General features: G+C 69.2%; 22 protein-coding genes. 11 read left to right on the top strand and 11 right to left on the bottom strand.

Annotation, left to right across the window (positions count from 1 at the left end; genetic code table 11):
- Nucleotides 1–127: 127 nt before the first annotated feature.
- The 3 genes from B0F77_RS42430 to B0F77_RS42440 form a co-directional block, all read right to left on the bottom strand.
- Entirely contained in the window at nt 128–922 is a 795-nt protein-coding gene (locus B0F77_RS42430; protein ID WP_245849387.1) for a M23 family metallopeptidase, read from the bottom strand.
- Nucleotides 923–1,408: 486 nt separating this feature from the next.
- Nucleotides 1,409–3,508, bottom strand: a complete 2,100-nt coding sequence (locus B0F77_RS42435) for a transglycosylase domain-containing protein (RefSeq protein ID WP_245849390.1) — start codon at nt 3,506–3,508, stop codon at nt 1,409–1,411.
- A gap of 123 nt (nt 3,509–3,631) precedes the next feature.
- On the bottom strand, nt 3,632–4,672 hold the full coding sequence (locus B0F77_RS42440; protein ID WP_086668726.1) for a carbohydrate kinase family protein: 1,041 nt from the start codon (nt 4,670–4,672) through the stop codon (nt 3,632–3,634).
- Nucleotides 4,673–4,723: 51 nt separating this feature from the next.
- Here B0F77_RS42440 and B0F77_RS42445 point away from each other — a divergent pair, with 51 nt between their 5' ends.
- Nucleotides 4,724–5,917: an MFS transporter gene (locus B0F77_RS42445; protein ID WP_086668727.1), complete on the top strand. Its 1,194-nt coding sequence runs from the start codon at nt 4,724–4,726 to the stop codon at nt 5,915–5,917.
- On the opposite strand, the gene B0F77_RS42450 is transcribed toward B0F77_RS42445, so the two are convergent.
- The 6 genes from B0F77_RS42450 to B0F77_RS42475 all read right to left on the bottom strand — a co-directional run bounded on the left by B0F77_RS42450 (nt 5,883) and on the right by B0F77_RS42475 (nt 10,934).
- Complete coding sequence (locus tag B0F77_RS42450) at nt 5,883–6,131, bottom strand: hypothetical protein (RefSeq protein ID WP_211294304.1); 249 nt, start codon at nt 6,129–6,131, stop codon at nt 5,883–5,885. The two genes, B0F77_RS42445 and B0F77_RS42450, sit on opposite strands and share 35 nt — an antisense overlap.
- Before the next feature lie 168 nt (nt 6,132–6,299).
- The gene (gene shbA / locus B0F77_RS42455; RefSeq protein WP_245849393.1) at nt 6,300–6,986 is read right to left on the bottom strand and encodes an RNA polymerase sigma factor ShbA; all 687 of its coding nucleotides are present in this window, start codon (nt 6,984–6,986) and stop codon (nt 6,300–6,302) included.
- 145 nt (nt 6,987–7,131) lie between these two features.
- Nucleotides 7,132–8,358 carry an SAM-dependent methyltransferase gene (locus B0F77_RS42460; protein WP_086668728.1) on the bottom strand — a complete coding sequence of 409 codons (1,227 nt, stop codon included), beginning with the start codon at nt 8,356–8,358 and terminating at the stop codon, nt 7,132–7,134.
- Entirely contained in the window at nt 8,355–9,035 is a 681-nt protein-coding gene (locus tag B0F77_RS42465) for a DUF1365 domain-containing protein (protein WP_245849395.1), read from the bottom strand. The genes B0F77_RS42460 and B0F77_RS42465 overlap by 4 nt, the downstream gene beginning before the upstream one ends.
- Nucleotides 9,032–10,324, bottom strand: a complete 1,293-nt coding sequence (locus B0F77_RS42470; RefSeq protein WP_086668730.1) for an NAD(P)/FAD-dependent oxidoreductase — start codon at nt 10,322–10,324, stop codon at nt 9,032–9,034. Before B0F77_RS42470 ends, B0F77_RS42465 begins: the two co-directional genes overlap by 4 nt.
- On the bottom strand, nt 10,263–10,934 hold the full coding sequence (locus B0F77_RS42475) for an alpha/beta hydrolase (RefSeq protein WP_245849402.1): 672 nt from the start codon (nt 10,932–10,934) through the stop codon (nt 10,263–10,265). The genes B0F77_RS42470 and B0F77_RS42475 overlap by 62 nt, the downstream gene beginning before the upstream one ends.
- Before the next feature lie 91 nt (nt 10,935–11,025).
- Between B0F77_RS42475 and B0F77_RS42480 the strand changes: the two genes are divergently transcribed.
- From B0F77_RS42480 to B0F77_RS42510, 8 genes are all read left to right on the top strand, one after another.
- Nucleotides 11,026–11,850 carry an alpha/beta fold hydrolase gene (locus B0F77_RS42480; RefSeq protein WP_086668732.1) on the top strand — a complete coding sequence of 275 codons (825 nt, stop codon included), beginning with the start codon at nt 11,026–11,028 and terminating at the stop codon, nt 11,848–11,850.
- Between the two features lie 128 nt (nt 11,851–11,978).
- Nucleotides 11,979–12,080: a keywimysin-related RiPP gene (locus B0F77_RS47470; RefSeq protein ID WP_211294305.1), complete on the top strand. Its 102-nt coding sequence runs from the start codon at nt 11,979–11,981 to the stop codon at nt 12,078–12,080.
- A gap of 16 nt (nt 12,081–12,096) precedes the next feature.
- A complete protein-coding gene (locus B0F77_RS42485; protein ID WP_086668733.1) occupies nt 12,097–13,917 on the top strand; it encodes a lasso peptide isopeptide bond-forming cyclase in 1,821 nt (606 codons plus the stop codon).
- The gene (locus B0F77_RS42490) at nt 13,901–14,152 is read left to right on the top strand and encodes a lasso peptide biosynthesis PqqD family chaperone (RefSeq protein ID WP_086668734.1); all 252 of its coding nucleotides are present in this window, start codon (nt 13,901–13,903) and stop codon (nt 14,150–14,152) included. The genes B0F77_RS42485 and B0F77_RS42490 overlap by 17 nt, the downstream gene beginning before the upstream one ends.
- Entirely contained in the window at nt 14,149–14,559 is a 411-nt protein-coding gene (locus B0F77_RS42495) for a lasso peptide biosynthesis B2 protein (RefSeq protein ID WP_086668735.1), read from the top strand. The genes B0F77_RS42490 and B0F77_RS42495 overlap by 4 nt, the downstream gene beginning before the upstream one ends.
- Nucleotides 14,556–16,298, top strand: coding sequence for an ABC transporter ATP-binding protein (locus tag B0F77_RS42500; protein WP_086668736.1), 1,743 nt, complete (start codon nt 14,556–14,558; stop codon nt 16,296–16,298). The genes B0F77_RS42495 and B0F77_RS42500 overlap by 4 nt, the downstream gene beginning before the upstream one ends.
- A 129-nt stretch (nt 16,299–16,427) precedes the next feature.
- Nucleotides 16,428–16,979, top strand: a complete 552-nt coding sequence (locus tag B0F77_RS42505) for a helix-turn-helix transcriptional regulator (RefSeq protein ID WP_086668737.1) — start codon at nt 16,428–16,430, stop codon at nt 16,977–16,979.
- Between the two features lie 203 nt (nt 16,980–17,182).
- Entirely contained in the window at nt 17,183–17,758 is a 576-nt protein-coding gene (locus B0F77_RS42510; protein WP_086668738.1) for a nucleotidyltransferase family protein, read from the top strand.
- On the opposite strand, the gene B0F77_RS42515 is transcribed toward B0F77_RS42510, so the two are convergent.
- Nucleotides 17,733–18,341, bottom strand: coding sequence for a C39 family peptidase (locus tag B0F77_RS42515; RefSeq protein WP_086668739.1), 609 nt, complete (start codon nt 18,339–18,341; stop codon nt 17,733–17,735). The genes B0F77_RS42510 and B0F77_RS42515 overlap by 26 nt on opposite strands.
- 224 nt (nt 18,342–18,565) lie before the next feature.
- Between B0F77_RS42515 and B0F77_RS42520 the strand changes: the two genes are divergently transcribed.
- Nucleotides 18,566–19,516 (top strand): MarR family transcriptional regulator, encoded by a 951-nt coding sequence (locus B0F77_RS42520; protein WP_086668740.1) that lies wholly within the window; start codon nt 18,566–18,568, stop codon nt 19,514–19,516.
- On the opposite strand, the gene B0F77_RS42525 is transcribed toward B0F77_RS42520, so the two are convergent.
- Nucleotides 19,513–19,695, bottom strand: coding sequence for a hypothetical protein (locus tag B0F77_RS42525; RefSeq protein WP_143467211.1), 183 nt, complete (start codon nt 19,693–19,695; stop codon nt 19,513–19,515). The two genes, B0F77_RS42520 and B0F77_RS42525, sit on opposite strands and share 4 nt — an antisense overlap.
- Nucleotides 19,696–19,791: 96 nt before the next feature.
- Between B0F77_RS42525 and B0F77_RS42530 the strand changes: the two genes are divergently transcribed.
- Nucleotides 19,792–20,532, top strand: coding sequence for an SIS domain-containing protein (locus B0F77_RS42530; protein WP_086668742.1), 741 nt, complete (start codon nt 19,792–19,794; stop codon nt 20,530–20,532).
- The last annotated feature ends 1 nt before the right edge of the window (nt 20,533 follow it).

Here is a 20,533-nt window from a genome sequence, read left to right on the forward strand (position 1 = left end):
CCAACCGGTTCGTCACCCGACGAACCGTCGCCGTGTCCTCCGTCCAGAACCGCCCTGTTGGTAGTAGAAAAATGCCTGTTGATGTTGAGTTGGCGGTACTTGCAGACGCNNACTTCTGGCAGCCTGCTTAGAGCGTCACACCGCGCTCGGCGAGCCAGCCCACCGGGTTGATCTTCTGCGAGCCGTTGATCCAGACCTCGAAGTGCAGGTGCGGCCCGGTCGACTGGCCGCGGTTGCCGATCGTCGCGATCTGCTGGCCGGCCTTGACCTGCGCACCCTGCGGCACGTCGATGGTGTTCATGTGCCCGTAGACGGTGATCGTGCCGTCCGCGTGCTGGACGCGAACCCACAACCCGAACCCGGACGCGGGCCCCGCCTCGATGACGGTGCCGTCCATCGCCGCCACGATCGGAGTGCCGATGGCGTTCGCGATGTCGACGCCGTTGTGACTGGTCCCCCACCGCGCACCGAACCCGGACGTGAACGTCCCCTGGGCGGGCCGGACGACCTTGGGCCGCTTGGCCTCAGCCTCGGCCGCGAGGCGAGCCTGCTCGGCCTTGGCGGCCTCCTGGCGCTTGACGTAGGCGCCCTCCGCGGACTTGAGCGCCTCGCGAACGTGGAACTGCGCCTGAAGCTCCTCGGCCTGCAACAGCTTGCGCGTCTCGGCACCGGTGTCCAGCGAGTGGATCGTCTGAACGCTCTGCTCCCGCGGCTGGGCCGTCATCGCCGCGGCGAGATCCTTGGTGGCCGCAACGGGGACGATGCGGTCGACCGGCGTGACCGTGGCCATCGCCTGGGTGAAACCGGCGCCGGCAAGGGCGCCCGCGGCGACAACTGCCGCAACGGCCTTCTTGCGGTCCAGGTCCACTCTGCCGACGAAGTCGACGAGAGCCTCCTTCGCCCGCGCTCGATGCCGTGCCAAACCTGCCTCCATGCACTCGGGGGAGTTCGACGACCGCGCTTCGCCGGGCTTCGGGGGGCCTGGCTGCGGGCTTCGGGGCCCGGTGTCGGACTGGACCGCTTCGGGGGCGGATCCGTGTCCTTGCGGTTATCGAACCGTGACATGCGGCGCAGAACGTAACCTCGCGTCACCGGCGCGGGCAAGCCATGTGGGCGTTTGGGTGATGAGGCCCACTGTTGGTGACTGCGTGTAGTTGAGCGGCGGAGGCGATGGTTAACGCGCTTTAGACCAATCCAGGTCTTGGTGTTTGTACTGGTCAGTCGCTTTATCGTGAAAGGGTCACGGGCGGGTTTTGGGGCGCGCTTGGCTGGGGATGGTCACCAGGCGTGTGCGGGTGGGTTTGGAGCCCTTGCGGGGGCTGGTGGCGTTCCGCAAAGCAAAGGGCCGCCGGACGCGGCAGGCGTCCGGCGGCCCCTCAGGCCGAGCAGGTCCGAGCTGGACCCACTCCTACTTGTACTTGGCGGAGGCGGGCGGCAGCTGTGCCACCGGCAGGCCCGCGCCGTCGTGGATCGCCTTCATGGTGTTGAACCACGTCGGTGCCGCGCCCTGGCCACCGAACACGCCCTGCGAGCTGCCTGGGCAGAGGCGCATCGGGTTCGCGCAGATCACCTGGGGCGCGTTGCCGTCGGCGTAGGTCATGGCGGCGCCGGCGTACTGCGGGGTCGCGGCCAGGAAGGCCACCGACTTGTGCTCCTCGGTGGTGCCGGTCTTGCCGATGGCCGGGCGGGTCCAGCCGGCGTCGCGGGCCGCTTCGGCCGCGGTGCCCGAGCCGTTGGTGTCGTGCGACATGGCCTGGGCCAGCGAGTTGGCCAGTTCTGGTTCGACGGCCTGCTCGCAGGGCTTTTCCTTGAGCGGGATGTCCTTGCCGTAGCGGTCGATGACCTTTTCCACCGGGGTCGGCGGGCACCAGTTACCGCCGGAGACGATGGTGGCGGCCACGTTCGCCAGTTCCAGGACGCTGGTGGCGCCGGGGCCGAGGGTGTAGGAGCCCGCGTTGTTCTGCTTCGTCCAGTCGCCCTGGGACGGGCCGTTCGACTTGTCGGCCTTGAGCGGCTCGCCGCCGCGGTTCACGCCCTGCAGGGTCTCGCGCATGCCCAGGCGGTAGGCCATGTCGACGACGCGGTCCAGGCCGGCCTTCTCCTGCAGGATGACGAAGCCGGTGTTCGGCGAGGTCGCGAGGGCCTGGGTCAGCGACATCTTGTCGTTGTACTTGCCCGCGTTGTGCACGACCCACGGCTGGTTGCCGTTCGGGTAGACCTTCGAGGCGTAGGTGGCGGGCACGTCGATCGTCTTGTCGATGCCCGTGACGTGCTGTTCGAGCGCCGCGGCGGCGGTGAAGACCTTGTTCACCGAGCCGGGGCCGAACGGGAGGACCTCGGCGGGCACCGGGCGGGCGACCTGGCCGAGGTCGGCGCTGTTGCCGTAGTCACGGGAGGCGACGAGGGCGCGCACCTTGTGCTTGCCCCCGATCGGCTGCACGACGGACATGACGTTCGAGATGCCGTTCGTGGTCTTCGGGACCTGCTGCTCGGCCGCCGCCTTCGCGGCCTTGGTGGCGTTCGGGTCCATCGTGGTCTTGATGGTGAGGCCACCGCGCTGCAGCTGCCTGTCCGTGATGCCGGCCTCGCGCAGGTAGTCGAGCAGGTAGGAGCAGAAGAAGCCGTAGATCGGGCCGTCACCGGCGCCGACGCAGCCCTTGGGCAGGATCTTCAGGTCGTCGACGACGCCCAGCGGCGCGGCCTTGTACTCGTTGGCCTTCTTCTCGGCCTCGCCCTGGTCGGTGCCGAACGCGTTGTTGTCGCGCATCTTGTCGATGACGAGGTTGCGGCGCTCCAGCGCCTTCTCCGGCGAGGCGCCGGGGTTCAGCGACGACGGCCGGTTCGCGATCGCGGCCAGCAGCGCGGCCTGCGGGACGGTCAGCTTGTCGGCGGTCGTGTTGAAGTACGCCTTGGCGGCCGCACCGACGCCGTAGGTCTGGTTGCCCAGCGGCACGATGTTCAGGTAGCCGGTGAGGATCTCTTCCTTCGACATCTGCTGCTCGAGCTGCAAGGCGACCCGCGCCTCGCGCATCTTGCGGCCGATGGTCGCCTCGGTGGCCTTCTCCCAGGCCTCCTGCTCGTTGTCCGCGCCGAGCACGAAAGCCATGTAGTTCTTCACGTACTGCTGGGTGAGCGTCGACGCGCCCTGACTCGCCCCACCGTCCACACCGGCCTTGGCGGCGGCACGGGCGATGCCCTGCCAGTCGACGCCTCGGTGCGCGTAGAAGCGCTTGTCCTCGATCGCGAGGATCGCGGCCTTCATCGTGTCGGAGATCTGCGCGGACTCCAGCGGAATCCGGTACTGGTCGTACAGGTAGGCGATCGGGGCGCCGTTCATGTCCTCGATGGTGGTGACGAGCGGAAGCTCGCCCTTCGCGAGATCACCCGACGTCTGGTCGACCGTGTCGGCCGCGCGGTTGGACGCGAGCCCGAGGCCTCCGACGAACGGGAACACCATCGCGGCGAGGAGCACGCCCGCCGTCAGGCACAACCCCAGCAATTTGACCAAGCCTGACGCACGTGCGGCGAACAACCCGCAACTCCTTCCGAACCAAATCCCCAGAGAGTCTCTATACGTATAAGTCGCGCGGGAGGCCCATGAGGTTGCGTCCGCTGATCGACTGTTTTAAACCTACCGGAGCAACCGCAGTCCGATCGTCGGACTAGCCCTGCGGACCTCCACACCGGAGTGGTCGGGCAGCAGGTCGTCGAGGAACCCGTAGCGCGCCAGCTCCTCGTCGGGCCGCCTGCTCACCGTCCGCCACCAGACCGCGATGTCCCCCCAGCCGGGAGACGACAGCGAGCCGCCGAAATGTTGCACGGACAGCGCGGCGCACAGGTTCGCGAACCGGACCCGGTGCTCCAACGGCCACCCGGCCAGAGTGCCCATCACGAACCCGGCGCCAAACACGTCACCGGCCCCCGTCGCGTCGAGCTGCGCGACGTTCAGTCCCGGCACGTCGACGACCTCGCCGGTCGACCCGTCCACCGCGACCGCGCCGCCTCCCCCGCGCGTGACGACCACCACCGGCACGTGCTCGGCGAGCCGGCGCGCCGCAGCCTCCGGAGTGTCGGTGCGCGTGTAGCCCTGCGCCTCGACGTGGTTGGGCAGGAACACGTCGTACCCGTCGAGCCGGCGCAGCAGCTCCGGCGACCACGCCCCGGTGCGGTCCCAGCCGATGTCGGCGAAGAGCTTCGCGCCGTTCTCCTTGGCCGTGCGCACCCACTGCTCGTCCTCGGCCTGGATGTGCACGAAGCACGCCCGCGTCGACGGCGGCGGGCAGAAGAGGTCGTCCGCGACCACCGGCGCCTTGTGCCCGTGCGTGACCATGCTGCGGTCCCGTTCCATCGCCATGGACACGGTCACCGGCGAATGCCACCCGTAGAAGCGACGACAGTAAGAAAGGTCGACGCCCTCCTGGTCGGCCAGCACGTCCCAGCAGAAGTCGCCGTACGCGTCCTCACCGAACGCCGCCGCCAGCGCGGTCTTCAACTCCAGCCGGCGCAACGCCACCGCGAGGTTCGCGATCCCGCCGGGACACGACCCGAGGCCCTCGGCCCACACCTCCGTGCCCGCGGCGGGTGGGCGGGGCAGGCCGGTGAAGATGATGTCGAGGAACACGGTGCCGGTGAGCAGCACGTCGAAGTCCGGCACAGCCGCGGGATCAGCCATGCGTAGACCTTGCCACCCAACCCTGACACTCATGCGTTAGAAACGACGGTCATGGGGGTTCCGCTCAGGAAAAACGTTCAGTTCCAGCTGCTGTGGTTCGGCGGCGCCGTCTCGCAACTGGGCTCGCAGCTCACGACCTACGCGATGCCGCTGCTGATCTTCGCGGTCACCGGCTCGTTCTTCTGGGCTGGCGTGATCGCGGGCGTGCGGGCGACGACGCTGATCCTCGCCCAGATGCCCGCGGGCGTGTGGGTGGACCGCTGGGACCGCGGCAAGATCCTCGTCTGGAGCCAGACGACGCAGGCCGTGACCGTCGCGGCGATGGCGGCGAACGTCGTCGCCGGCCTCGACTCGATCCCGCTGTTCATCGCCCTGGCCGCCGTCGACGGCGTCTGCACCGCGTTCACCGGCCCGGCCAGGACGACCGCGATCAAGTCCGTCGTGCACCCCGGCCAGCTGAAGACCGCCTTCGCTCAGGAGGAGGCGCGCGGCCACGTGGCGTGGCTGGCCGGCCCGTCGCTCGGCGCACTGCTCTACGGCTTCGGCCGCGCGGTCCCGTTCGTCGCGGACGCCCTCTCGTTCCTGGTCGCCGCCGTCTGCGCCTGGTTCGCCAAGATCCCGGTGCGGACCGACCAGCGGCCACGGCAGCGGATGCGTCACGACCTGCGAGAAACCTGGTCCTGGCTCTGGCGGGAACGCGGGCTGCGCAACCTGGTCGCGATCTTCCTCACGCTGAACCTGCTCGGCGTGGCCTCGATGATCCCGGTCGTCGCGCTGGTCAAGGAGCGCGGCGGCTCCGACTGGCTCGTGGGTCTGGTGCTCACCGGCATCGGCGTCGGCGGCGTGCTCGGCGCCCTGATCTCGCCCAGGATCACCGTGACCCCCGACCGGCTCGTGGTCGCGGTGCTCTTCCTGTTCGGCGGCAGCAACCTCGCGATGGCGCTCCCGTTCGGCGCGTGGTGGCCGTTCGTGCCCCTCATGGTCACAGCTATCGCCACGCCGTTGCTCAACGTCTCCGTGAGCGCGGTCTTCACGGCGATGGTCCCCGACGACCTGATGGGCCGGATGGACGCCGTCCTGAACGTCGCCGCTCGCGCGCTCACACCTCTCGCACCGGTGCTCGGCGCGTTCGCCGCCGACCTGATCGGCGGCGCAACGGCGTTGCTCGTGTTCGGCGCGTTGATTCTGGTGACAGCGGTGGTGGCGATGTTCACGGATCTGAAGACGCCTCAGCTGCTTTCTTGAGGTGCTCCAGAGCAGCAGCCCACGGGTACGAATCCAAGGCCTGTCCACCGGTTCGAGGTGGATGGGGCACGAACCCGCCCTCGCCGAACAACACTGCCACGGCGGATTCACGCAGCTCATCGACGCTGCGACGGAACGGGCGGTTGTTCGCGAGCGCCGTGTTGACGAACGGCAGCACCGCGATCGGCAGACCGAGCCCGGTCAGATACAACATGCCGTGCAGCGGCAGCAGTTCGGCCGCGTTGCTGTTGACCTCGACCGCCGAGCGGTGAGCACACGTTCCTCAAGCTTCAGGAGATGGCGCTGCCCGAGGCCGAGTCAGTGGACTTCGTGGCGGAACGACTGGCGGTGATCAGCCGGCCCGGCTGATCACCGCCACATCTCAGCCCTCTTCCGCGATCATCTCCCGCATCCGGGTGAGCGCGCGGTGCTGTGCCACCCGCACCGCACCAGGCGTCGACTCCACGGCCAGCGCGACCTCCTCGGCCGAGAGCCCGACGGCCACCCGCAGCACCAGGATCTCGCGCTGGCGGGCCGGCAGCTTGTGCAGCAGCCGGGTGACCTGGGCCATCATCTCGCCGTTGACCGCGTGCTGCTCCGGGCCGTCCTCCAGGGAGGGGCAGTCCGGCAGCTCCGGCACGACCTCCGCGCGGTTGCGGACCGCGCGGCGGCGGGCGTCGGCGACCTTGTGCGCGGCGATGCCGTAGACGAACGCGAGGAACGAGCCCGGCTCGTAGCGGTACTTGGACAGGGCGCCCAGCACCGCCACGCAGACCTCCTGCGCGATGTCCTCGGCCGAGACGAGCGTCCGTTCGCGGCCGCCGACGCGGGCGCGGCAGTAGCGCACGATCAGCGGTTGGATTCGGCCGAGCAGATGCTCGACCGCCCGTCTGTCTCCGTCCAGCGCGGCGTCGACCAGGTCGGTGAACTCGGCTTCGGCGAGCCACTGATTGGAGACCGGTGCCTGGCGCACCCGACGGCGCATGGGCACCGTTGGCTGGTTCCACGAGTCCTCTGGTGAGAGGACGCCGACACCGCCACCGGTCCGCACGGCTGTGGGTTGAACCATCCCGGCGACCTCCTCACTACAGCGACACTCGGGGCTTCACTGAAGAAGAGAACGCAGCGAGCCGTTTGATACCGCCTGCTTCCAAGAGGACCACGAAGTCCAGCCGGACGGGACAACCAGCACCCTTTTGGGGTAGAACATGGTCCTAATGGCCCAGCCTTTCGGCCATGGCAAATTGTTGTACGCCGAGGTAGCCGACGCGGAATCCGGCCTCCGAGTAGGCCAGGTAGAACTCCCACATCCGGCGGAACGTGTCGTCGAAGCCGAGCTGTTCCACCTGGTCCCAACGGGTGAGGAAGGTGTCGCGCCAGCGGCGGAGGGTCGCGGCGTAGTCGTGGCCGAACGAGCGCATCTCGACGATCCGCAGCCGGGTGTGATCGCGCACCGACTCCTCGATCGAGCGGACCGACGGGATGAGCCCGCCGGGGAAGATGTACTTGTGAATCCAGCTGTAGGTGGCCTTGCTGGCGATCATGCGGTCGTGCGGCATGGTGATCGCCTGCAGCCCAGCCCGGCCGCCCGGCGCGAGCACGCGGTCGAGCATCGAGAAGTACTCCGGCCAATATTCGGCACCGACTGCCTCGATCATCTCGACGCTGACGACGGCGTCGTACTGACCGTGCTCCTCTCGGTAGTCACGCAGCTCGACCGTCACTCGATCGTGGAGCCCCGCGTCCCTCACCCGGTCCAACGCCAACGTGCGCTGCTCCGCCGAGATCGTCAGTGACGTGACGGTGGCACCCCGCTCGGCCGCCCGGATGGCCAGCGCGCCCCAGCCCGTGCCGATCTCGAGGACCCGCGAGCCGGAACGGACACCGGCGTAGTCGAGCACGCCGTCGATCTTGCGCAGCTGGGCGGTGCGCAGGTCGACGTCCTTGTTCTCGAACAACGCCGCCGAGTACGTCATCGTCTCGTCCAGGAAGGCGGCGAACAGCTCGTTCGACAGGTCGTAGTGCCGGTGGATGTTCTGCCGCGACCCGGCTACGTCGTTGACCTCGGTCTGCCGCCGCTCCGCCATCCGCCGCAGCCGCTGCAGGCCGGGCGGGATCAGCGTCGAGAGCCGGGCGGCGAACGCCGCCAGCACGTCCGCGAGCTCGTCGGACTCCCAGTCCCCCACCATGTACGCCTCGCCGAAGCCGATCTTGGCGTCGGCGCCGAGCCGGTGGAAGAACTGCGCCGGCCGCACCAGCCGCATGACCGGGCCGCCGGCGCCCCAGCTGCGACCGTCGGGCAGCCGCACGGTCACCGGCAGCGTGCGCACGGCGTTGCGGAACAGCGACTCGGCGATCCGCGCGCGCAACGGCGACCGCGGCGCGGTGAAGAGTCCCGGCCAAATGCCCTGGTCTGGACGTGGCAAAGACAACGTGCTCATCCATCACTCCTGGGGATGATCGGCAGGCGCCTGAAGTACAGGGCGATGCCATGACGGCGGATCAACGCGGACACGCGCTGGGGCATCAGCGGACGGCGAAGGAGCATTCGCAGCGCCGTGCTGCGGGTTCCCTTCATCGTCGCGCTGAAGGTGGTCTTCCCGTTCTGCCGCAACGCGATGGTCACGGACAGCTGGTCTCCCGGCTTCGGCAGCCTCATCACGTAGTGGCCGTCGACCTCGAGGAACGGGGAGACGTAGAACTCCTTGTCCACCGACGCCCTACCGTGGTCGTCGGTGCGCAACAGATAGAGGTGCCGCCCGCCGTAGGTGTTGTGCACCTCCGCGACCACACACACGAGCTCTCCGGAAGCGTCGTGGCACCAGTACACGGACAGCGGGTTGAATACGTAGCCGAGCACACGGGCGTTGGCGAGCATCAGGATCTGTCCGCCGCCGAGGTCAATCCCGCGATCGGCCAGCCACGAGTCCAGGTTGTCCCGAATGGACCTGTCCGGCGATCCGACGTGGTCGCGCGCCTCGAACCGCGCGAACGGCCTCGCCCACCACGGCAGGTGCGGCAGCTCGTCCAGGTCGACGAGCCACATGTACGCGCGGTGGCTGAACGCCCGATCGATCAGCTCACGGCGGGCGTGCGTGATGACGACGTCATAAATCACCACTCCACTCCGAAGTGCCGTGCAGCGCGCACGCCCGATGCGCAGCCGTCCTCGTGGAATCCCCAACCGTGATATGCACCGGCATACGCTGTGGTACCGCTGTTGATCTCAGACAGACGGCGTTGCGCCGCAACGGATTCCGGCGTGTAGATCGGGTGCTCGTACGTCATCCGCGCGAGCACCTTGTCCGGGTTCACGTCGTGCGGGTTCAACGTCACGACGAAGTCGCGCGGCTCGTTGAGGCGCATCAGGCGGTTCATGTGGTAGCTGACCAGCACTTGGTCGCCGGCTTCCCGGCACGCGCGCTTGTAGAGGTTCCACGACGCCTTCGCGCCGCTCGTGCGCGGCAGGATCGACGCGTCGGTGTGCAGCCAAGTCTCGTTGCGCGAGTACCGGAACGCGCCGAGCACCTCCTTCTCCTCGCGCGTCGGATCGGCGAGCAGGCCGAGCGCCTGGTCCGGATGCGTGGCGATGACGACGTGGTCCGCGGTGTGCAGCACGTTGCCGTCGTCGCGGATCTCAACACCGGAACCGGTGCGGGCCACCGCCCTGACCGGCGTGCCCACGTGCACCGCCTTGAGGCCTTTGACCGCGCGATCGACGTACGTGCGAGACCCGCCGACGACGGTCTTCCACTGCGGGGTGCCGCCGATCGTGAGCATCCCGTGGTTGCCGAGGAACTCGAACAGGTACCAGGCCGGGTACTTCATGCTCAGCGCCGCTCCGGACGACCACACCGCGCTGACCAGCGGAATGATGAAGTGGTCGACGAAGTACCGGCTGTACCCGCCGATCGCCAGGAACGCGCCGAGCGTGACGTCGTGCGCCTCCTCGTGGTCGAGCACGCGCTGCGCGTGCCGGTAGAAGCGGGTGATCTCGCCGAGCATCCGCAGGTATCGGACGTTGGCCGCGTTCCGCGGCTGCGCGAACAGCCCGGGCAGCTTCCGCGCGCCCGCGTACTCCAGCCCGCAGCCGTCGCACCGGACGCTCATCGACATCTCGGAGTCCTGAGTGGACACGCCGAGTTCACGAAAGAGCCGGATCAGGTTCGGATACGTCCGTTCGTTGTGGACGATGAACCCGCTGTCGACGGCCACGCCGTTCAGGTCGTGGGTGTGCGCGTGGCCGCCGAGCCGGTCGTCGGCCTCGAACAGCGTGACGTCGTGTTTGTGTTGCAGCACATAGGCGGCGGTGAGTCCGGCGACGCCCGCTCCGATGACGGCGACCTCAGCCACGCGAACCTCCCAATGGCACGTCGAGGCCACGCGGCGAGGCCTCCCGCATGGCATTCGAGATGTCCGGCGCCACCGGTTCGAGCCCGAGTTCACCGTGCACGAAGTCGACGACCAGCCGCGTCCAGTCCTTCGCCCGGCGGAGCATCGCGTGCCCGTCGCCCTGCACGCTGAACCGCGCGACGCGGTCCGTCACGGTCTTGGCCTGCCGCGCGAACCACAGCGACTTCGCCGGGTCCGTCATCCGCTCCTGGTCGCCGTGCGCGATCAGCAGGGCCTTGCCCCTCAGTTGCTCGAACGGCTCTCCGGGCACGATCCACGGCGCGAGCGCACACACCGCGACCACACTCGGATGCCCGGCAACGCGCAGCGCGGTCCGGCCGCCCATCGAATGCCCCACGAGCACGACCGGCCTGCCCGGATGCAGCTCGGTGATCTTGTCGAGCGCCCACCGCGCGTCCCGGACGGGGTCGAGACTCGACGCGTTCCAGCCGCGGACCCGGTAGCGGAGGTTCCAGACCTCGACGCCCGGTGCGCGCAGGGCGCGGGCCAGCGGCACCATTCGCAGGTACGCGAGGTTGTGGCGCCGGACAGGTTCGGTGCCGTGTTCCCGTCCGCCGTGCAGCACGAGCACGACGGCGTTCGTATCGCCCGGTGGTTTCAGCACGTCGACATGCGGATGCACATCTGCTTGTTCGTGAGACCACGTCCTTCGGCTCGCCCACTGAGAGCCAGGTCACACAGGTAGTGTCCGATCGGTGATCGAACACCTCAGCATCGAAACCGAGGCCGGCAGCTTCGACGCCATCGCGTCCGGCCCCGAAGACGGCCGCCCGGTCCTGCTGCTGCACGGGTTCCCCGAGGCCGCGATCGAGTGGGAGCACCAGGTCGCGGTGCTCGGCGTGAACGGCTTCCGCGCGGTCGCCCCCGACCAGCGCGGCTACTCCCCCGGCGTCCGGCCGGAGCAGGTGAACGAGTACACGGTCACGCACCTCGTCGGCGACGTGATCGCGATGGCCGACGCGCTGGGCTGGACCACGTTCGACCTGGTCGGCCACGACTGGGGCGGCGCCGTCGCGTGGTGGACCGCGATCGAGCACCCGGACCGTCTCCGCACGCTGTCGGTGTTCTCCACGCCGCACCCCGGTGCGCTCAGGACCGCGCTGCAGACCGACGAAGAGCAGCGGATGCGCTCGCAGTACATGTTGGACTGGCGCGAACGCAGCACCGAACGCCGGATGCTCGACAACAACGCCCACGCCCTCAGGTCGATGTTCGAGTGGCGGATCCGGCAGTCGCACGTCGACGAGTACGTCCAGCGCCTGAGCGAGGAGGGCGCGCTGACGGCGGCGTTGAACTGGTACCGCGCCGGCAAGCCGTCCGGAGCCGCGGACAAGGTCAGCGTCAGGACCATGTACGTCTGGAGCACCGAGGACGTGGCGTTCGGGTCGGTGGCCGCGTTCGAGACCGAGAAGTGGTGCACGGGCGGGTACCGGTTCGAGATGGTCGAGGACGTCAGCCACTGGATTCCCGAGGAGATCCCGGAGGCGGCGAGCTCGCTGCTCCTCGAACACCTCTCCTAAACCTCGATTTCCGCTTGCGGCAACTGCCGGAAGCGGAAGCCGTTCTGCCTGGTCAGTGGCTCAGCCCCCTCGTTACGTTCAGTTTGCGCGCGCTGAATCGAAGTTCTCGACGAGGAGAGGTGCGAACCATGTACGAGACGCCGCAGCTGATCGACCTCGGTTCCTTCGAGGAGCAGACGGGCCTGCTCGCGAGGCACGGCAACGACCGGCTGATCTTCAGCAAGAACTGACGCGACCCCACCGCGAATGCCTGAACCGGGCTCGCGGGGTCACGGCGAGTCGCACTTCGTGGTCCTCCCCGACCACGAGGCCGCGCTCGTCGTGGCCCGTCGCAGTGGTGCGCGCAGGACGCTCACGCACGCGTCGGGACGGCCGTGGCTCGTCGGGCAGTGGCACGACGACGAGATCACCGCCGCCGAGGCGGGTGACGTCCGGCTGGCGGTGATCGGCTGGTGCCCGGTCAGCGTCGCGGAACTGGAACGCGCGGCTTCCGGCCTGCGCGACCTCGCTCATCTCGACGACCTCGCCCGGCGGCTACCGGGCAGCTTCCACCTCGTGGCGTCACTCGGTGGGCGGTGCCGCGTGCAGGGCACGGCCTCCGGTCTGCGGCTGGTGTTCCACCGCCGAATCGACGGCGTCGTGGTCGCCGCCGATCGGGCCGACGTGCTGGGCGGGACCGACGTCGACGAACGGTCCCTCGCCGTCCGGTTGCTGTTCCCCGCACCGCACCCGCTGCTGGAGCGGACGATGTGGCGTGACGTGGAGTGCGTGCCGCCCGGCAGCGCGCTGCTGATCGACGGTGACCGGGCACGGCCGCACCGCTGGTGGCAGAACCCCGAACCGATGCGCGGCATCGCGGAGTCCGCCCCGCTGATCAGGGACGCGCTCGCGCAGGCCGTCGACGTGCGCACCCGCCGGGGTGGAACGGTCGCGTGCGACCTGTCCGGCGGGCTCGACTCCACCTCGATCACGTTCCTCGCCGCCCGGTCGGACGCGCGGATCGTCGCCAGCACGTGGCCCGCACTCGACCCGGCCGACGAGGACGTCGCGTGGGCACGGCGGGCCGCGGCGCACCTGCCCGAGGTCGAGCACGTCGTGTGGCCTCCCGAACGCATCCCGCTGGTGTACGACAACCTGCTCGGCATCGACGACCCGATGGACGAGCCGACCATCGGCATGATGGACCGCCAACGGCTGCTTGAAGACCTGAAAGGCTTGGCGGACAAGGATTGCCGCGTCAGGTTGACCGGTATTGGCGGTGATCACGTCGCCTGGTGCTCCGAGGCGCACTACCACTCCTTGCTGCGCCGGCGGCCGTTGTTCGCGATCCGGCAGCTGCGCGCGTTCCGCGCGTTGTTCCACTGGCCGCTGCGGCCGATGATCGCGGCGCTCGCCGACTCCCGGTCCTACGGTGCCTGGCTCGCGGACGAGGCGGACAACCTGCGGGCGAGGCGGGAGCCGAACGTGACCGGGACGCTCGGCTGGGGGACCGGGCCGCGGCTGTTCGACTGGATCACGCCGGAGGCGCACGCGCTGGCCCGCGACGCGCTGCGCGAGGCCGCGGTGACGGCGGAACCGTTGGGACGCGACAGAGGTGAGCACGGCGACCTGGAACCGATCCTGTCCTGCTCGCGGATCATCCGGCAGTGGGAGCAGATGAGCACGCGAGCAGGACTTCCGATCCAGTCGCCGTTCCTGGACGACCGGGTGATCGAGGCGTGCTTCGCGGTGCGGCCGGAGGAACGCGTCACGCCGTGGCGCTACAAACCCGTGCTCACCGAGGCGATGCGCGGCATCGTGCCGGACGAGTGCCTGGCCCGCACGAACAAGGCGCAGGCGTCGCTCGAAGCGTCGGCGGGACTTCGCCGGCACCGCGGCGACCTCGTCGAGCTCTGGGAGAGCTCGAAACTCGCCGCCCTCGGACTGGTCGACCGGCGCAGGCTGACCGAGCTCGCGTTGCGGCCGGACACCCCCGAGCTCCGCACGGGGATCTTGTACTCGACGATCGGCTGCGAGGTGTGGCTGCGCAGCCTGGACCAGGGAGCGGACCATGCGACTGCGCGCTGATGTCTCCGTGGCGGACACCGACTACGGCCAAGTGCTGCTCGACGAACGCACCGGGCACTACTGGCAACTCAACCCGACCGGTGTGGTCGTGGTGCGGGCACTGCTCGACGGGGCCGACGAGAACGCCGCGGTCGCCGCGCTGACCTCCGCGTACGAGGTCGGCGAAGCGCAGGCACGGCAGGACGTGTCCGCGCTGGTGGAGGGATTGCGCGGCGCGGGACTGGTGACGGCGTGACCACCCCGAGCTCGTTGAGCCGCCCGACCGATGTCCCGTTCGGACTCCGGATCGCCGCCCGGTTCGCCGTCGCCGTCGCGACACCGCTGGTGAAGCTCAAGCCGCGCAGGCTCCGCCGGGTGCTCGGCGTCGTGCACCGCGGCGCCCGGCCGGCCGGCTACGAGACGGCCAAGGCGGCACGGGACGCGGTGCTCGCGGTGAGTCTGCGTTGCCTTGGCCCGCAAGGATGTCTGCCCCGCTCGGTGGCAGTGGTGCTGCTGTGCCGGATGTCCGGAACCTGGCCGACGTGGTGCGCGGGCGTGCGAATCATGCCGCCGTTCGGTGCGCACGCGTGGGTCGAGGCGGACGGTGTGCCGGTCGACGAGAACGTGCCCGCGCAGTACTTCCGGCCGCTGATGACGGTATGAGGACCGTCGACCTGTTCCGCCTGGCCGCCGGGCACGCTCGCGCACTCGCCCTGGCCGTGACGGCGACGCTGGTGGCGTCCGGGCTCGGCCTGCTGCAACCCCAGCTGGTGCGCGAGGCCGTCGACGCGGCCGCGACGACGTCGGTGCCGTGGCCGCTGCTGGTGGCGATGGCGGCGCTGTTCGCGGTGCAGGCGTGCGTCGACGGTGTCGGACTGTTCCTGTTGGAGCGCACCGGGGAACGGGTCGTGCTCGGTGTCCGCCGGCGGCTGGTGGCCCGGTTGCTGCGGCTGCGCATGAAGGAGTTCGACGAGCACCGGGTGGGCGACCTGATGTCGCGGGTCGGCACGGACACGACGGTGTTGCGCGAGGTGGTCTCCACCGCCTCGGTCCAGCTGATCACCGGCACGCTGACAGGGGCGGGCACCGTCGTGCTGATGCTGCTGATCGATCCCGTGCTGTTCGGCTGGGTGCTGGCGACCGTCGTCGTCGCCGCGGTGGTCGTCTACTCCCTCGTCGGCAGGCTCCGGGCGGCGGGCGAGCAGATGCAGCGCGGGGTCGGCGACATGACAGCGGACCTGGAGCGCGCGCTCGGCGCGTTGCGCACCGTACGCGCATGTCGAGCTGAGGAACGCGAGGAGGAACTGATCGGGCAACGCGCCGAGCAGGCGTGTGCCGCCGGGGTCCGGGCCGCGCGGATCACGTCGGTGATGAGCCCCGCGGTCGAGCTGGCGATGCGCGGGTCGTTGCTCGTCGTGCTGCTGGTCGGTGGGGCGCGCGTGGCGAGGGACGCGGCATCGGTGGGCGACCTGATGGCGTTCCTGCTCTACGCCACCTACCTGGTGATCCCCTTCACCTCGGTGCTGCAGGGCGTCGGCCTGCTCCAGAAGGGCATGGGCGCGCTCGGCAGGGTCGCCGAGGTGCAGTCGTTGCCGGTCGAGGACGACTCGGGCATGACGGTGCCGAACCGACCTGGAATCGCACTGGAATTTCGCGATGTCTGGTTCCGCTATCGCGAACGCCCGGTGTTGCGCGGTGTGTCGTTCACCGTCGAGCCGCGCTCACATGTCGCACTGGCCGGCCTGTCCGGAGCCGGCAAGTCGACGCTGTTCTCGCTGATCGAACGGTTCTACGAGCCCGATTCCGGAGCACTGCTCGCAAACGGCACGGACATCCGAAACTTTTCGAGCCGTGATTGGCGAGGACGAATCGCACTGGTCGACCAGGACTGCCCCGTGCTGAACGGCACACTCCGTGACAATCTTCGTTACTCGGCGCCGAACGCAAGCGATTGCGATCTTCACGAAGTACTGGAACTCGCAAATCTCGACGAACTCGTGGCGCGGCTTCCCGAAGGACTGGACACCCCGCTCGGCGAACGCGGCCGCGCCCTCTCCGGCGGCGAACGCCAGCGCATCGCACTGGCCCGCGCCCTGCTCACCCGCCCTGAGCTGCTACTTCTCGACGAGCCGACGGCACACCTCGACCCGGTGAACGAACGTGCGCTGCACCGCGCGATCGCCCGTGCCGCACAGGAGTGCGCATTGCTGGTCATCGCACACCGGTTGTCCACAATTCGCGAGGCCGATCGGATCGTGGTATTGCACGCGGGTGAAGTGCTCGCCCAGGGCACACACGACGAGCTGCTCGCCATTAATGATTTCTATGGCAGTCTCACGGCGGGTGACTTCGTCGACAATTCGAAGTCGTTCGATACCGAAATATCGCCTGGATGGAGGTAGAGAAACCACTACGACGAATGCCAGCATGACTACGCCGGTCAGCACACGGAAGAGAGGCGAGTCGTGTTGCGACGATCTCCAGCAGTCCGCACCGAATTCGTCGAGCTTCTGCACGATCGCTCTGCCGCCATGCGCACGGCGGAGAACCTGGTGGTTCGCTCCACTTCGGTTCGCGGTGTGCTGTCGAGCCAGGGCGGTGTCGACAACGCCCTCCTCCACCTGGTGACGGACACCGTCGAACGCGGGCGCCTGCTGCTCGACCCCGCCCTCGCCGGTCACCTCAGGTCGAGACACCAGGTGCCGATCCGCGTGCTCACCAAACCCGCCCGGTGCATGCTCGTCTTCGACGATCGCTGCGCCGTGTTACCCCTCGACGCGGGCGACCTCAACGTGGGCGCGATGTTGCTGCGCAGCCCGCTCGCCGTCACCTACGGGGAACTCTTCGAGCTCATGTGGTCCGATGCCCGCAGCCCGGACGGCGCGCCGGCCGAGACAGGTCTGTCCAGCCGCGAAACCCAGGTCGTCGGACTCCTGCTGGACGGCGCCACCGACCACCAGGTCGCCGCCCGCCTCGGCATGAGCAGCCGCACAGTGCGTTCCGTGGTGGCACAGCTGCAACATCGCTACGGGACACGATCGCGCATGGCCCTGGGATTCCAGCTCGCCCGGCTCACCGACTAGTAGTGCTTTGTCGGGTCCGGAGGGACGGACTTGCGCGACAGCGGGCACAGGCGACCCCGGTGGTCGCGTTCTCACGATGCTGCACCTGCANNACTACCACCAACTGCGCTGGTAGTGGCCATGGGAGCGCAAGGCCCGCTGCGCAGGTCCAGGCAACCCGACAAAGCACTACTAGCTAGTGACGCTGGCGGTAGGTTCGAGGCATGCGCGTGGCCGGCCTACTGCTAGCTGCGGGGGCCGGCCGCCGGTTCGGCTCCCCCAAAGCCCTCGTTCCGCTGCACGGCAGGCTGTTCGTCGAGAGCGCCGCCGAGCTCCTCAAGACCGCCGGCTGCGATCCGGTCGTCGTCGTCCTCGGCGCCCAGGCCGACGTCGTGCGCGCCAAGGCCTCGTTGGACGGCGTGACCGTCGTCGACAACCCGCACTGGGACACCGGCATGGGCTCGTCGCTGCGGACCGGCCTGCACGCCATCGGCACGGCGGACGCGGTCGTGGTGCTGCCCGTGGACACACCGGGTGTCACCGTCGCCGCGCTGCACCGCCTGATGGCCCTCGCCTCGCCGGACACCCTGGCGCGCGCGGTCTACCACGGCGAGATCGGGCACCCGGTCCTGATCGGATCCGGCCACTTCGCGGGCGTGATGGCGTCGGCGGCGGGCGACCAGGGCGCGCGGGACTACCTGAAAGCCAACACCGTCCGCCACGTCGAATGCTCTGACGTGGCGGACGGTGCCGACGTGGACCTGCCAGACGATCTCAGGCGACGTAACGGCGGAGCTTGATGCCCGACGACACGTTGGACGCGCTCAGCCAGTGCAGCGCACCGCCCGCGTAGGCCGGATCGGCGACCGCGAACTCGTTGCCACCGGCGCGGTAACCGACGATCGTGGCGTAGTGGCCGCCGGAGTAGTTGCGGCCGTTCAGGCGGATCACGTTGATGACGACGGCGTGGCCGCGGTCGGCGTTGTAGACGACGTCCGCCTTGAGCTTCTGCAGCAGCTGCGCGTCCGTCGACCACTGCTTGACCTGGTAGTAGGTCGAGCCGGTGTAGTGGTCGAGGGCGTTCTCCAGGTTCTTGATGTTCGGCAGGCCGTTGGCCGTGACCTTCATGAAGCTCGCCAGCGTGGACTGCTCGACGTACTTGCCGCGCGCGGTCAGCGCGATGCGGGCGGCGGCAGCGGAGCACCAGTAGCCCGTCTTCTGCACCTGGAACTGGTGCGGCAGCACGCCTTCACCCTGGATGCCGAGCTCGGCGGCGGCCGGGATGACGGTCTCGCCGGGCGCCGCGAACGCGACCGGTGCGGTCAGAATGGTCATCGCGACGCCGGCCGCCGCTATCGCCCCAGTGATCTTCGCAAGCTTCATCGTTCGATCCCCTCAGTGGTGGCGCCTGCCCCTGGCGTGGCGCTCGGCGAAAGCTTGCTGGCAGCCCGCGAACACCCGCCACCACATTCGGCCAAGCCCTAAAAAGCCAGGTAGAAGCACGCACGGCCGCGTCAGGACCCACTCTGGGTGGGTGCGATGCACCGTTCGGCTGAGTCGTCTCGAATCCGGTACAGGCCCCGGATCGCTGTGCCACTCTGCTTGCCGTGCTGCGTGTCCACTTCACGGCGGAAGACCTGACGAGGGTGCGTGTCGCCGCTGGTCCCGACCCGATGTGGGAGATCCTGCTGAGCCTGCACGTACTGCGGCAGCGCTCGGCGACGCCCGTGTTCGGCACGTGGCGCGCGAACGTGCGGACGACGCTGCCCGACGACGCGCGCTGGCTCATGCAGCTGGCACCGCCCGTCGGCTACTCCCCCGACTTCCTGACCCCCACCGCGGGCTCGTGCGCGCTGGACGCGGGCATCAGCGCGGTGCTGTCGACACCGGTGGAGTCGTTGCGCGCGGACCTCGCCCAACTGGACCAGCAGCACCGCCTCGACCCGCGCACGCACCTGCTGGCCAGCGGCGACCAGGCCACTTTGGACTCGCTCGGCGAGGCGTTGCGCGCCTACCACCAGCACGCCCTCGCCCCGATCTGGGACGAGATCCGCGCCGTCGTGGACGCCGAACGCGCGGTCCGGGCCCGCTCGTTTCTGAACGGCGGCTGCGAGGGCATGCTCGCGGCGCTGCACCCGACCATCTCGTGGGCACCGCCCGTGCTGTCGATCGAGTCCCGTTTCCCGCACCGCGACGTGCACCTGCACGGCCAAGGCCTGGTCCTCGTGCCGTCGTACTTCTGCTGGGAACGCCCGATCATGCTCCGCGACCAGAGCCGCGCACCCGTGCTCGTCTACCCGGTCGCACGCGACCTGCACGTGGCGAGCGCCGGCAAACGTTCGCTGGAAGCGCTTCTGGGACGTACCCGCGCGGCCGCCCTGGAGGTCATCGCGGGCGGCTGCACCACCACCGAACTGGCCAGACGGCTCGGCATCTCCGCCGCCTCGGCCAGCGCCCACGCCACGGTCCTGCGCGACGCGGGCCTGGCCGTGGCCCAGCGGCACCGCAACTCCGTCCTGCACACCGCGTCGGCGTTGGGCGTGGAACTGCTGGCCTAAGGCCGCGCGTGCACCGCCGCACGAGCGCACCCACCGGCGACGACGAGCAAGCCGGACGCCACCCACACCGGCCACAGCTCGGAGTAGGTGACCGCCAGCGCGATGTTCGTGGCACCCGCAGCCGTGAAGACCGCAGCCAGCACGACCCAGAAGTAGAAGTACCGTCTGATCCAACCCACCCCCTTGCCCACACGAGTCCCGTTATCGCGCGTATCGAGGTTTGTGGTGCTCGGGTTACTGGTGAGGTCACCAGCGATCCGGTACTACTGACCCGCATGACGACCGACACCGTGACCGGCTCCGACTACGGCAACCTCGTGCGGACGCACCTGACGCGCGTCGAGCAGCAGAACGCCGCCGCACTCGACGACGTGGCCGAGCTCGTGCTCGCCGCCGTGCAGGCCGACGGAACCATCCTCACCGCAGGCGCGGGCCACTCACTGGCGGCGGTCGCCGAAACCTTCTACCGGGCAGGCGGCCTGGCCTGCGTCCGTCCGATCTACCACCCAGAACTGCTCCCGATGCACGGCGCCATCAGCAGCACCGCGGCCGAACGCCGCTCCGGCCTCGCCGGCGAGGTCCTGCGCGAAGCGGGTCTGGCCCCGCACGACGTCCTGTTCGTCTTCTCGACCTCGGGCGTCAACCACTACCCGGTAGAACTGGCCCAGGAAGCCGCCAACGCGGGCTGCCCGGTAGTAGCCGTCACCTCGGTCGCCGCCAGCGCCCAGGCCCCGCGCCGCGCGGGCGTCACCCTCGCCGAGGTGGCCACCGTCGTCCTGGACAACCTCGTCCCACCCGGCGACTCGACCTACCCGGAACACGCCCCGGTCACCGCGGCCATCTCCACCGTCGCGACCGCGTTCCTCTGGAACCTGCTGATGGTCCGCCTGGTCGACAAGGCCGCCGAGACCGGCGTGCAACTGCCGCTGTGGCGCAGCGCCAACGTGGAAGGCGGCGACGCGGCCAACGCCGACCTGCTCAGGCACTACCAAACCCGCATCCCACAGCTCGGCTAGG

The organism is Lentzea kentuckyensis, assembly GCF_002150765.1.
In the GTDB taxonomy this organism is placed as follows: domain Bacteria; phylum Actinomycetota; class Actinomycetes; order Mycobacteriales; family Pseudonocardiaceae; genus Lentzea; species Lentzea kentuckyensis.